This is a genomic window from Pseudomonadota bacterium (assembly GCA_039714795.1).
In the GTDB taxonomy this organism is placed as follows: domain Bacteria; phylum Pseudomonadota; class Alphaproteobacteria; order JAGOMX01; family JAGOMX01; genus JBDLIP01.
Map to the genome: position 1 here is coordinate 1 of JBDLIP010000045.1, position 12,694 is coordinate 12,694.

Here is a 12,694-nt window from a genome sequence, read left to right on the forward strand (position 1 = left end):
CTAACGGCCAACTTAGTTGAAGGGCTACGGTCAGTTAGCTTCGCCAAAGCGCCAGACTTGATTATCAACTTACAAAAAACGCGCCGGTCTTGTGCTAACCATCAACAAGAGTTCACGCTACAAGTTTCGAAAAATCTCTCGCGTAGGGGACAATATCTGACTCTGATAAATGAAAAGATTACCGTCTCAAATCACAACAACTATAAACTGCTCAATCACAAAAAATTACAGTCACAATCTTCACTAAAAAAGCTTATCCAAAATCTCACTATTTCTTGCTCCGGCGACGTTAGTATTGTCGGAGCTAACCAGCAAGTTAGCTCTTATTTTGTGCAACTTAACACCTTTGGCAATGTCAATTTTCAAAATTTTTCAGCCAAAAATTTTAATATAACTGCCAATAATCTTACCAATTACGGTTATTCAAAAATCCTTGGTACAAATCAATTCAAAGTTAAACGCGTCGACAACCATGGAATTTTTGGGCTTAAAGACGGTAATTTCGACACGGATGTTTACCACGGTGTTAAGAATTCAAAGCTACGAGTTTTAGGTGGGGTGCATCTCACCTACCGCGATATTAAAAATTATGGTGACATTGATAGGGGTAGGAAATGCAAACTAACGGTCGAGCATGACAGGCCGGTCACTAAAATTGGACATATAAAGGGGCAAGACGAGCTTCATCTCAAGTTAGGTGCTGCGGTGAATCCAGTCCAGTTGCTTACTGATTGTAATCCAAAAACCAGCAACATCACTCTTGACTGGCCATATCCTCGGTCGGCTCTTCTGGACACACAAAAAATTCTTGATGTAGCCCAACAATTTTACGATATGGCCCAGCAATTTAATCGCTGGTCTCCCCATTTTAATACGTATCTTAAACTGGCAGAACAAAGCTTGGGGGCTAAAACCACAAGATTTCCAGGAAAGCAGGCCCTTTTCAACAAAATAAAGAATCAGTACCGAACATCCGCCCAGAATGCTGAAGACAAGCGTAGGTTCAAGCACTGGGTTAATAACCTTAGAGCTCGTAATTTAGGATTAACAACAGAACAATACGAACGCATGGCTTACAATATCGTCACTCGTAACCTAGACCTAGGCACAGCTCTGGTAGAGGTGTTGGATCCCGTTTGGTACATCTTACCAAATATGTCAAAACGCAATATTACGAAAAAGGTTGTACAACATATGTGGCAAAACAACTGCAATTTTAAAATAGCAAAGCAAAGGGTTTTGCAAAGTCTTATTCCACTAGCGTTTTATCGCGAGCAAAACATCACTGCACAAGTCGCCGAGGTTATGGTGGCCGACATCTGTTCCTATCAACGGGCCCTTGCTACAATTAAACGTACAATAGAAAAGGCATTTTTTAAAAAATCAACCGTTGTTCTCGATAAACACAAGCTTACCAAGGTACTAGATCTAGTTGTAGACAATGATTATAGCCGTCAAGATGCCCTGATGCAGGTCCTGCCAAAATTTGTTTTCGAAGGTCATGATTTGACCAGAAAAACAATTCTCTGTATGCTGAATTTTAAAAAAACGTATCAAGCAGCACAAAAACTGGTTCTAGTAAAGCACATTCAGAAGTACAAAATCCTTGCTAGTCTGTCATTACAAGCCATTCAGATGCTTGCAACACAATTGCTGCTGAATAACCGAGGAACCCTTGCTCAACTATTGCCCAACGTACTTGCAGAAACAAACTTGTTTGCAGATCAGAATTTTCATTTTTTAGAAAATATTAATCTGAAAGACAAAGCGTGTGAGAAAATTGCAGATATCATGCTTAAGAAGCAGATACAGTTTCGAAAAGCCAAAGTAAAGTTTTTAAACACTTTGAATAGTATCAAAGGTGTTATTGAAATAAAAAAAGATATTATTTTTTTAAATACAAAACAAATTACTGATGTTAGCGCTTTCTTATGGCTGATTTGTGATCCAGATGGCGAATTTTTTGCTCGCAACACACCTGTTGAAAAACGCCAACAAATTTTTACAAAGACGCTTGTGAGTTATTTTTCTTGGGTAGAACAAAATAGGCTCTTACATCTGGTAGGTCAAGACGCAGATTTGCTTGAACCGATGTGTCAAAAAGTGATTGAAGATCTGTTAGACCAATCAAGAAATTCGTGCTTTTTTATGAATTCATTTAAGATAGTATGCAAAATGACTGAAATAATTCTAGACCAACAAATGAAAAATCTTCGTAATCGATACGAATATCTTGAATTTGAAAAAGTTAGGCTAATTGCTGTCAGAAACTATCTATCTCTTTCTGACGACTTGATCAAAACTATTGAAGCTTTTCTAAAAGAAAATGCTTATACCTTACAACTTCCTACAGAAGAAGATAAACCAGACTACATGGATTTAAATTATTATTATCAAGGGCTCGCCAACTATCTCAAAGACAAGCCAACGATCCCTGGTAACCCAGCGCCCAACTATTTAGATGAAATTACTGCCTTTCGGTCTGCGCGCGTCAAGCATGCAGCAGAACTCAAATCGCGTTACTTTGAGCTCACTACACCAACCTGTCAGCAGCTTGCTTATTATCAAGACATTGAAGGGCTACAGCATAGGGTGGCTTTAGGTAAAGTGTTGGGTATTTTATACCCGATTCCCAACAAGCTGTTACACCCCGAATGTGTGCCTTTACACCTTCGAATGCTGGCAAAGCATAACCCTGCCAAGTTAGAGGCGCAGGTCAAAAAGTCATTTTTCCTACAGGTTGCCGAGCTGTTAATCGAAGCAAAAGGTCAGCTAAGAATTGGCAAGGCAATTGATCAATGTCACCTTAACGCACAGAAAAAGGTCCTAAAAAATAAGGGACTCTTGAACAAGGGACTCTTGCTTCCAGAGCCCTTACTGACTCAAGTTGCCAAGCTGTCAACCAGAGAAAGTCACAGTTATAAAACAAGCCTGATCAGGGTTCTCAAATGTTCGCGTAAGTTTGACTCCCATTCATTATCTGAGAGCCAAATTGCACAATTGGCCACTGATATGCTGGAAGGAAAATTATACCCTGAAGCATACTACAGGCTTTTAGTGGCACAAAACCACCGAGGTTTTGCTGACGAGCCGAATGCAAAACTCCTAGCTCTTGAGCAGCTAGGGTTGTTGCCATGCCTGACTCCTGTTCAATTTTCTCGGCAGTTGTTAACTGAGATCTCCCAGAAACTTTACGAATTTTCAGGGCGGGTTGCAAAACCTGGTGATATGGAGCTTACGTATGTGGCATATTGCTGCGATCAACACTACAAAAATGCTGAGATTAGGCTTGAAGATGAGCAACTCAAAGGCTGGTGGCATCGGGCTCAAGCCTTTAATAATGAGCATATTTTAAAGCTACTGCCCCTCACCAAAGAGCTCTTCGACGTCGAGAATTTTGTACTTGGTGACATTAAATTTTCGGATTTTGCACTGTATTTGCTGCAACAACAAATAACAGCACAAGACTTATGTCAGATACATTTGGTTGATCTTGCCAAGCACTACCGTGCCTTTGCTGATCTCATTCCCACAAAATCCACACTTTTCCTGCAAGAATTGCAAGAGAGAGTGAGAGCAGGCACTCAGAACAGTAAAAATGAGCAAGAGAACTTTCTCCGAATGTCGCAATCACTATCAAGAGGAGTTCAGAATTTTCAAAACCTAATTGATAATCAATTAGGTCTTTGTGGAGTAGCTTTAAACTACGATATGTTTATAGGACACCCTGCTCCTTACTGGCAATATGATCCACGTAACAAAAAATATTATGATGCTGTTATTATTGGTATGGAGAGGTTCGATGAGTGCCAGTGGCGACAGGATGGCTGGAAATTAAATGTTCAAAATATTCAACATGATCCACTGGTTGAAATTCCCGCACTCGATCAGGAGGTACCTTACAACATTACAGATATCGAACTCCAACATATCCGAACGCAATTGTATAATTTTGTTGATCAGTGCAATGGTTGGAACTTCCAAGAGAAAGCAGATAAGAAAAAAGTCATTGGACGTTTTATTGGTTGGAGTGGGTTTGAAGCACACATTTACAACTGCAGGGACGCTGACAGAGCTTTTGCACCTAAAAAACAAGCCCGTTATCGCAAACGCCTCCAGCGTCTCTACAATCGATTGTTCAAGGACAAACTTGCTGATCCGCAACAACAAAGTGAATGTATGGCACTACTTAAGGTCATCGATCAAGCAAGGACGTGCGTAGATGCCTCTAGCCAAGTTCTGGAGACCTTAGAAGAATTGATCTCTACAAATCAGGATGACATTTTTGCACGTTTGGCGAATATTTTAAGGCTCGCACGTATAGAAGGCGTAAAGGCTATTGGTCAGCAAATAGCTAACCTAGTGAACCCGAATGAGGCAATCGAACTTATCTTGTTTATGGAGTTGGCATGTCGCATACCCTTTTCTCTCTGCTTGCAGGCAGAAACAATGCAGTACCACGCAATGTTCCAAGTCCCAGTTGACAATTTGTCGGCAATTATCTGTGGTTACCTGGATGAGTACCGCAAAAACATCATAGACATCGTTGCTGATCGGGTGAAGACAACACCTAGGCCAGCGGGTGATCAAGACTCTGGTACAATTTATTTAGAAGAAATTATTCAGTGGGCACAAAACGATCCCTACTTTTGTAACTCCTTTGAGGACCTCACGACACAAGATGGCGATCGCTATATAGTAAAATCAAGCGTCTTACAGAAGTTGTTGCAACGTGCTGGATACCTTTTGGTTTACGACGAATAAGTACCGCAACCTGGCAACAAAGCACTGAAAAAGGATGAGGGAGCTCGTAAAGGCAGTAGAAACATTGCGTAGTCTTGAAAAATAAGCAGGACTTTCTTTAAGACAGATGAAGGAGGAATAAAATGACAGAATATATCGCTTTATTACATAAGGACGAAGATTCTGATTATGGTGTTTCTTTTCCTGATTTTCCTGGCTGTATAACAGCCGGCTCAACTATGGAAGAAGCACGTAAAATGGCCCAAGAGGCACTGGCCGCGCATCTCCAATTTATGTTGGAGGAAGGAGATAAAATCCCTGAACCATCATCCCTAGAACGAATCGCGCATAATCCAGAGTACGAAGGAGCGGCTATTTTCGTAGTGACTGCACCAATCAAAACCAAACGAATCAATATTACAATGCACGAATCAACCCTACGGGAAATCGATAAATATGTCCGAGAGCACAGCTTGTCACGCTCTGCATTTTTAGCAGATGCAGCTATGCATCGTATACGTCAAAACTGTACTCAATCATAACGCTCCCGCAAAGCGAGGGCAGTTTAGTGAAACCAGCGCGGCCGTCATGCCGGAAGTGGGGGCGGCAATGAGCCCCCACGAATTTGCGACAAAAATGGGTCTCAGTATAGTTCCTCTCCTGACTCCCCATCTTTATAAGCAAAAGAGCCAATTATTTTTTCCCTCAAAACTAAAAAACTGGATCCCGGCTCACTCATTTTTCCAATCCAGCTCTTGGCGAGCTGGGGAAAAATGGAGGCCGGGATGACGGCCCGTGGAGGATAAGCAAATTCTCCCCTTATCCAAAACTCAGGTTACCTAAAACTTAATCCTTGCACCGACCATGGAGGCACCAATCGTGTGAAAATCGGCCTTACGGCGAGAAAGTCGGTGCCAGCGGGCACCCCAGAAGATTTCAGTGGCAATGATATCAATATTTTGTACCAAGAATACGCCCCAGGCTTTGGCGCGATCCCCCGATTCATCCAGGTTACGTACACGCCCAATGTCAGCGGCCAAGGCTGTCGTTCCAATCTCAAACCACTGATGCTGGAAACCCAGCTTACCCCAGATCAGATCTGCGTTTTCGCGTTCTAATTTATCAATGCCTCGAAAACCTCGAATGCCCCAAGCACCGCTTAAGCTAATACCACAGGAAAACAACACTGACGCTGAGCTGTTGTATTGGGCAAAGCTGGGATAATCCCTTGCGGCAGCAAAGGCTGCTTGTACTTTTTGACCAGCAAATTCACCAGCAAATTTAATGGCACCATCATATGAATCAGTATCGGCGTGGCTGGCCCCCAGCGTAAATCCATAGAAACTTGGGGTGTCATAGCGCACCCGATTTTTCAAATCCAGACCATCAAAGTTAGCGAAAACCGTTTTAACACGTGGTCCTGGCTCGTCTGGATCTTTGCGATTGAAAAAGCTGATACCGCCGGCAAATTCTTCAATACCGCTGACCGCATCTGCAACCACACCAGTACCAGAAAGGTCAATTTCGTTAGTGGTATCGGATGCGGTTTCGCCTTTACCTAGCCAAAGCCGGCCAAAACGTTTGCTATCAAAATACACTTCCAGTTGACGGTCAGTAATGACAGATCCGCTATCTTTTTCTCTGATGATATCCACATCAGCACTGGAATTGGATTCGACCTGCATAATGATTTGCGCGCCAGCCATAAAGTCTTCATTGACGCGTGCTTCCCCTTGGAAGCGAAAACGCGTTGAGACATTGTCATTGTCGACATGGAAAAACTTGGACTGATTGCCATTATCGGCAAACAACATCGCCCGGTTGACCTGACCGCTAATCTTTAGCTTAACATTGTCGTTATCTGAGGTTACAACCGGTTTTGCTGTTTTGGCAGCTTTTGCAGTACAGCTTTGTGTCTGGTTGGCAGCAAGCTGGACTGGAGGGCCATGCGATGCAGGAACCGGCGCTGGTGCTGATGCTGATGCACTTTGTTGTTCACGCAATCGAGACTCCAACGCGATAACGCGCTCAGACAACTCCTTAACCATAGCCTTTAGTTCCGCCACTTCACCAGAAGTGTTTCCATCAGCCATGGCCTGACCCGCTGCGCAGCATTGGGTGATGAGAATGACCCCTGCCAACAATTTATATTTCATCAACGTCTTTCTTGCGTCTTTGTCAAAGCATTTCTTTACCAAAAGTCTAACGCAGAAAGCAGGTTGGAGGCAAATTGTTTAAGAGTTCTAGGCCAGCATACCGGAATATACCCATGCTGAATCAAACGGCCGGTGTAAGCCGAACGGTCACATTTGAGGCAACACCAGCCGTTTTCCTAATTCATCAGCCAGATTTGAATCCATAAAAGCATTTGTTTGCTCTAGCAATTCAAAGGCCCCTTCAAAATCACTAAAAGCTATACGACTTGTATATTTTTGCGCAAATTCAAGTGTTTTTAACAATGGCTCGGCATACCCATTTAACGAAAGAGCTCTTAAAGCACTCAAATAGTTATTTCTATAAATAGTTGGAATGATAATTCTGCATTCGCCTGCGGCTATTAACTCTGCATTCATCATTACACGCGCTAGCCTACCGTTACCATCAATAAATGGATGGACTTCAGCAACTAAAAACATAATAAATATTGCTTTATGTAAGGCAGAATCTAAGGTTCGATAGAATTCGTAACCTTTTGCAAGAGTGCCTAAAACAAGGTCTGGTGCAACAAAGACTGTACCTCCAGCTCTGTTTATTGTTAACTTAAACTCTCCTGGATTTTTATCTGGCCTACCTTCCATAATCAAAGCGTGCCTTTTTTTTAAAAGTTCTACGAAATTATCGATATTTTTTGGAGTTTTTTGCATCTCTGCATAGTCTGAAACAATCTTGTATGTCCCTAAAATATCATGAGCATCTTCCGGCCTTTCTCTAGGAATACGGCCTTTAAAAATTATATTATAGGCTTCATCGATCTCGAATTCTGTGCCTTCAATATAATTAGAAAAGTAGGCTTCGAAAAATGCTATATGCATTAACTCTTGCATGGTTCGATTAGCCGACACTCGAAAAACTGGAGAACTATTCCTAAGTGTTGCAAAAAGTGTTTGAAACAAATCTGCCCGTTTAGGATCATATGGCCACCCAGATTGTCTGGCTATCCCAACTGTACTTTTGAGACCGCAAGAACGGGTTCCCAAAAAGGCACCAATTAAATTATCGAGCTTTTTGTATTCTTTAGCCAACCCCAATTCTGCCGACATCAGTTTTGCTTGATCCCTTAAATCATTAAGCGCTTTTATACCTCTTCTGACATATATTTTTTCAAGCAACTCTTCAATTTCTACTTGTGAAAGCGTTCTCGCCAGTAAATTTTTACTAGCTCTAGAAGGTTTCATGTTTTCAAGAAAAGCTCTTGGCTGAGATGAAATAAATAACCCACTGATAAAAGGCATATCATTCTGAAGCAGAGCATGCCCCTTTCTAGGACGAATAACAATTCCATGTATAGAGATATTTCTCTTTTTTGAGGAAATAATACAAACGGAGCCATCAGGGGCAGGTTGATTTTCAAGGGCAGTTCTATCTGCAATTATTGCATTTGGAAACAACCCGCCAACAATTTGCCATAAATTACGTTTAACTATAACCTCAGGGGGATCCTTGAGATTCTTAGTGTAAACGCGCGGCCCCAGTTTTCTAAGTTTTCCTAGCTTAACATACTGGTATACCTGCCTGGTAATTTCAGTACTTGAAACAATAACTTCTGGTAGGTCATCGTAGGATTTTTTGGGCATTATAATCTCCTTAGCTGCATTATATTAGGAGAAAATGGGATTTAAAAGTAGTGTTTTTGGATTTTTTGGGGTTTATCCTCTATTTCCAGTGGTGTATCTTTTCCATCAGGCTTTTTTTGTTTGCTACTAAAAGGATCTCCTTGATAAATCACGAACTCACCGTCCTCTCCGCTAAACAAGCCTGGCCCTGGTTTTATATCACTATTTGTTTCATATTGGCCGGGTTTGAATTTGCCATTACAACCTGTGGTTAACAGGCCAATTCCAATTGTAAGAGCAAGTATTAGTGGATTATCCATAAATTTCCTCCATGTGTTAATAATAGTTTGAGAATCTAGGACTTGCGCAAATGTGTCAAGTTTTTCAAAGCAACGGTCATCCCCCATAGGGTGATAGTCTACCCCTTGGCTAAATTATTTCCACTTGAATTACCTGCCAATTCGTTCGACAATTGGGCACATACTTCCACGGATTACCAAGGAATTTAGTTAGATGATTTATCGAATTTTGCTAGTGTTTACGATTATTTTTGCTTCCAGTCAAAGCGCTCAAGCCGTCCCTACTCCGCTACGTAAACCGACAACATGCAAAACAGCTCTTGAACTGGCCAGCGCAAGAAAATGGCCAGAAGCCTTGCAACATGCCAAGTCTAAAGCATGTCCTACAACCACAAAACTGATCCAATGGTTGCAACTTCGGCAAGGTGATACAGACCTTACCTTTCAAGACTACGCGCGATTTATCTCACAAAACACGCACTGGCCTTGGATTAGCGCCTTGCGCAAGCAAGCTGAAGCTCATATCAAAGCAGACACCCAGCCGGAAGCTTTGCTTAGTTTTTTTAAATCCTTCCCGCCATTAACCTATCAGGGGGCAGTAGCTTATATCGACGCGCTCTTTAAAAGCAAACGAAGCCAACAAGCCGCAACCATTGTCCGTAAAACCTGGACCGAACTCCCCCTCACCTCCACGCAACAACAACAATTCTTAAAGGATCACGGAAAACACCTACGCCTTACCGACCATATATCCCGAGCCAAACACATGTTAGCCAGCGAGCGTGTTGAGCAAGTCAAACGTATGCTCTCCCTTTTGCCGCATAAAGATCAACAAATAGCCAAAATACGTCTGGCCTTTATTACCAAGGACCCCCAAGCCGGTAAACTGGCCAAAGCATTGCCAACTGAACTACAGGAGGATTCAGGATTACTTTACAACTGGATTAAATGGCATCGCAGACACGACAACCTTGAAGGCGCGATGTTATTTCTAGCTAAAATCCCTACAGCGTCGACAAAGACCGCTGCTTGGTGGAGAGAGCAAATGGCTCTGGCTCGCGAGGCACTGAATCAAAACCAACCAAAGCTTGCCTATCAAGTGCTCGAGCATCACCCTTGGAAAACCGGACGGCACTTTTGTGATGCAGAGTGGTTTTTAGGCTGGGTGGCCTTAACTTATTTAGATGACCCAAAGCAGTCCTATGACCACTTTAGGCGGATGGCACGAGACGCGCAAACGGCTACGTCTAGAGCTCAAGCGTACTATTGGATGGGGCGGGTGACTGAAGCCGGTTCCCAGCCAGAGCGCGCTAAAAACTGGTATCAAAAAGCTGCTGGGTACCCAACCACTTTTTATGGACAACAAAGCATGCAAAAGCTTAAAAGCAGTAAGCCTTTAAACCTTAAGCAGCCCGCGCCTTTTTCGGGGGCAGAGTCTTTTGATGCAGCTTCCCAAGAATTAGCAGTAGCTGCAAGATTACTAAAACAGATGGAGGCAACAGAAGACATTTTAAGTTTTGTCTATCTAATAAACAAACGCGCCAATACATCTGCAAAACGCACTCAAGCGATGCACTTTATCAGGGAAGTGTATCCAGAATACCTAGTCGAATCTCTTAAAATTCATGGAATTACTAATGCATGGTCGTACCCGCTGGCCAAACACTGGATTGACAACTCGCAACCAAATGCCGCTTTTATTCTGGCAATTGTGCGCCAAGAGAGTAACTTTAATCAATTCATCCGCAGCCCTGCTGATGCCTTGGGCCTAATACAATTGGTTCCAGGAACTGCAAAACTGATGGCTAAAAAACTAAATATGCCCTATGAGCGCAAACGCTTAACCCATGATCCAGCCTACAACCTAAAGCTGGGAATCCAGTATATTTCAGATCGTCTCGAAGAATTCGATGGATCATTAGTTTTAACCCTTGCCAGCTATAATGCCGGCCCCACCCCGGTTTATAGATGGATCAAACGCAACGGAGACCCACGGCTTGAAGGCGTAGATTTAATTCAGTGGATCGAGCGTATCTCGTACGGAGAAACCCGAGATTATGTGAAATACGTACTGAGCAATTATTGGATCTACTTGTCAGAAATCAGAGATCAGAAATCAGCAAGGCAGTGCTGCGCTGAAACGCTGCGCAGATATCCTCACGAGAAATGGAAACCTCTAGTTTAATGATAATGGAACCAAGGAGTTAAATGGTTATTTTTTGCTTTTAAGTATAAAAAATTATTGACATAAAATAAATTATAATTTACAATATAACTGTATAGTATATTATGTTAACTATTAATCAGGGAGAAGAAAAATGTATAGATTTTATTTTTTGTTTTATATAGTATTTGTTTTTGTTGTAGGTACGAATGTAAGTTTTGCAACGCTTCCGCAAGCAGAAGTGCGACTGCAAATAAACCCTACATACGGTGAGCAAAGGGTAGCAAAATCTCTTGCGCGCCTTGTAGGAGATAATTATGACGCGGATCAGATCGCTATTGAACTTTTAAGAGCTTTAGATGCGGCGACACCTCATATAAAACTTTTTAATAGGACTGGCAGAGCTGGCGCGCAGCATGAGTCCGTCACTGCGGTTGAAGCGCACTCTAGCCACACATCGACAATTGTTGTTGAAAATATTGTTACCGATAAAAATACTATCAAATTTCAGGTCAAAGTGATAGCAAGGTCAAATGATGACAAACCATATGCTGCATTTGGTATTTTTACCACTACGAGGGGTGATGATGTAATGACTAGGGGTGGAGTCAACTGGTTCAGAATGTATGCAGGCAAGAAATTAATTATAAAATAATAACACATAACTACTCTTATTGATAGCAACAATAATATTTGCAAAAGATTATTGCTATTACTCATTAAGAGTAGTTAATTTTAATTCATGATTAAATTGTATTCGTACCCGTGTTGAATCGAAATATTGAGTTCGATGATATCGATTGAGCAATTATTGATATAATGCCTATGAAACCCGCTCCCACACTTAAGTTAATTAAGAGGATTCTGACTTCTCAATCACCAACACTCTTCGTTTGCGAATTAAAATTCACGCCAACAAGGTAGATACTCTTACCGGAGTCCTGATAAAGTTGGAAGTTGTTTCGCTGGCGTTCCTTAAGTACAATTCGTTGCTAAGCATTTAAAATCTGATCAATATGGAAGTCTGCTGCGCTATAATTGTGGTGGCAATAGCCATACAAATTAAAGGCTTCAACAGTGTTGATTTCAATTTTTACTCTTAAAGGGACTGGGGGTTCATTCTCTGATGAAAACCGATAAACTAATTTAGCGGATCGTTCTGTTTGTTTCCATTTAGCTGCACCAAGCCAAGGATCGAGAGCTTCTCGTATTGCAGAAAGAATATGACCAATAGGTGCATCGTCTACAAGGACAAAATCTAAGTCTTCGCTGTAGCGTGCAGCAGGTTTAACAAAGAGCTTATTGAGCGCTGTTCCACCTCGAAAGGCTAGCGAATTCTGGATCACTGGATGTTGATACAACTCAATCAAAGCACGACTTAACCCAAGTTCAACGGCCTGAGCCCCTAAAAACCCCCTTATTTCGAAAAAATATTCTTTATAATACAAACTGTTAATCTTTCGAAGACTTAGTGTAGTGACACAAAATAAAACTAGAGCTTGACAAAATTGATTTCATGCTTCACGCTACAATAAAGATATCTTTGTGCCTCCGATCGCACTATAGAGGGTGGCAAAATCTGTAGTGACTGGACAGACAAAATGAAGAGGCTAACTCCCAATGGCACTAACTTAAGGAAAAATCGTTTGGGACAAAGGGTTTGCAGCGATAGAGTGTGAGTATCCACCTAATGGCAACCACAGGCAAAATGGCGG

The 12,694-nt window shown here is 41.9% G+C and carries 8 protein-coding genes; 4 read left to right on the plus strand and 4 right to left on the minus strand.

From position 1 onward, the window contains the following. Positions 1 to 57 precede the first annotated feature (57 nt). Positions 58 to 4,764, plus strand: coding sequence for a hypothetical protein (locus ABFQ95_04675; protein MEN8236820.1), 4,707 nt, complete (start codon positions 58 to 60; stop codon positions 4,762 to 4,764). 122 nt (positions 4,765 to 4,886) lie between these two features. Next, positions 4,887 to 5,285 (plus strand): type II toxin-antitoxin system HicB family antitoxin, encoded by a 399-nt coding sequence (locus tag ABFQ95_04680; protein ID MEN8236821.1) that lies wholly within the window; start codon positions 4,887 to 4,889, stop codon positions 5,283 to 5,285. A gap of 297 nt (positions 5,286 to 5,582) precedes the next feature. On the opposite strand, the gene ABFQ95_04685 is transcribed toward ABFQ95_04680, so the two are convergent. The 3 genes from ABFQ95_04685 to ABFQ95_04695 all read right to left on the minus strand — a co-directional run bounded on the left by ABFQ95_04685 (position 5,583) and on the right by ABFQ95_04695 (position 8,836). Beyond that, on the minus strand, positions 5,583 to 6,899 hold the full coding sequence (locus ABFQ95_04685; protein MEN8236822.1) for a porin: 1,317 nt from the start codon (positions 6,897 to 6,899) through the stop codon (positions 5,583 to 5,585). Between the two features lie 147 nt (positions 6,900 to 7,046). After that, entirely contained in the window at positions 7,047 to 8,537 is a 1,491-nt protein-coding gene (locus tag ABFQ95_04690) for a Fic family protein (GenBank protein MEN8236823.1), read from the minus strand. A gap of 41 nt (positions 8,538 to 8,578) precedes the next feature. Next, the gene (locus ABFQ95_04695) at positions 8,579 to 8,836 is read right to left on the minus strand and encodes a hypothetical protein (GenBank protein MEN8236824.1); all 258 of its coding nucleotides are present in this window, start codon (positions 8,834 to 8,836) and stop codon (positions 8,579 to 8,581) included. A 193-nt stretch (positions 8,837 to 9,029) separates the two neighbouring features. Here ABFQ95_04695 and ABFQ95_04700 point away from each other — a divergent pair, with 193 nt between their 5' ends. Continuing rightward, on the plus strand, positions 9,030 to 11,000 hold the full coding sequence (locus ABFQ95_04700) for a lytic transglycosylase domain-containing protein (GenBank protein MEN8236825.1): 1,971 nt from the start codon (positions 9,030 to 9,032) through the stop codon (positions 10,998 to 11,000). Positions 11,001 to 11,133: 133 nt separating this feature from the next. Continuing rightward, on the plus strand, positions 11,134 to 11,634 hold the full coding sequence (locus ABFQ95_04705) for a hypothetical protein (GenBank protein ID MEN8236826.1): 501 nt from the start codon (positions 11,134 to 11,136) through the stop codon (positions 11,632 to 11,634). A 337-nt stretch (positions 11,635 to 11,971) separates the two neighbouring features. Here the strand turns inward: ABFQ95_04705 and ABFQ95_04710 are convergent, their stop codons facing one another. Next, entirely contained in the window at positions 11,972 to 12,427 is a 456-nt protein-coding gene (locus ABFQ95_04710) for a nucleotidyl transferase AbiEii/AbiGii toxin family protein (GenBank protein MEN8236827.1), read from the minus strand. Positions 12,428 to 12,694 lie beyond the last annotated feature (267 nt).

What these genes read in the sequence shown, in the direction of transcription:
- ABFQ95_04680 (MEN8236821.1), top strand. Translation starts at nt 4,887, where the DNA reads ATGACAGAATATATCGCTTTATTACATAAGGACGAAGATTCTGATTAT.
- ABFQ95_04685 (MEN8236822.1), bottom strand. Translation starts at nt 6,899, where the DNA reads ATGAAATATAAATTGTTGGCAGGGGTCATTCTCATCACCCAATGCTGC.
- ABFQ95_04690 (MEN8236823.1), bottom strand. Translation starts at nt 8,537, where the DNA reads ATGCCCAAAAAATCCTACGATGACCTACCAGAAGTTATTGTTTCAAGT.
- ABFQ95_04695 (MEN8236824.1), bottom strand. Translation starts at nt 8,836, where the DNA reads ATGGATAATCCACTAATACTTGCTCTTACAATTGGAATTGGCCTGTTA.
- ABFQ95_04700 (MEN8236825.1), top strand. Translation starts at nt 9,030, where the DNA reads ATGATTTATCGAATTTTGCTAGTGTTTACGATTATTTTTGCTTCCAGT.
- ABFQ95_04705 (MEN8236826.1), top strand. Translation starts at nt 11,134, where the DNA reads ATGTATAGATTTTATTTTTTGTTTTATATAGTATTTGTTTTTGTTGTA.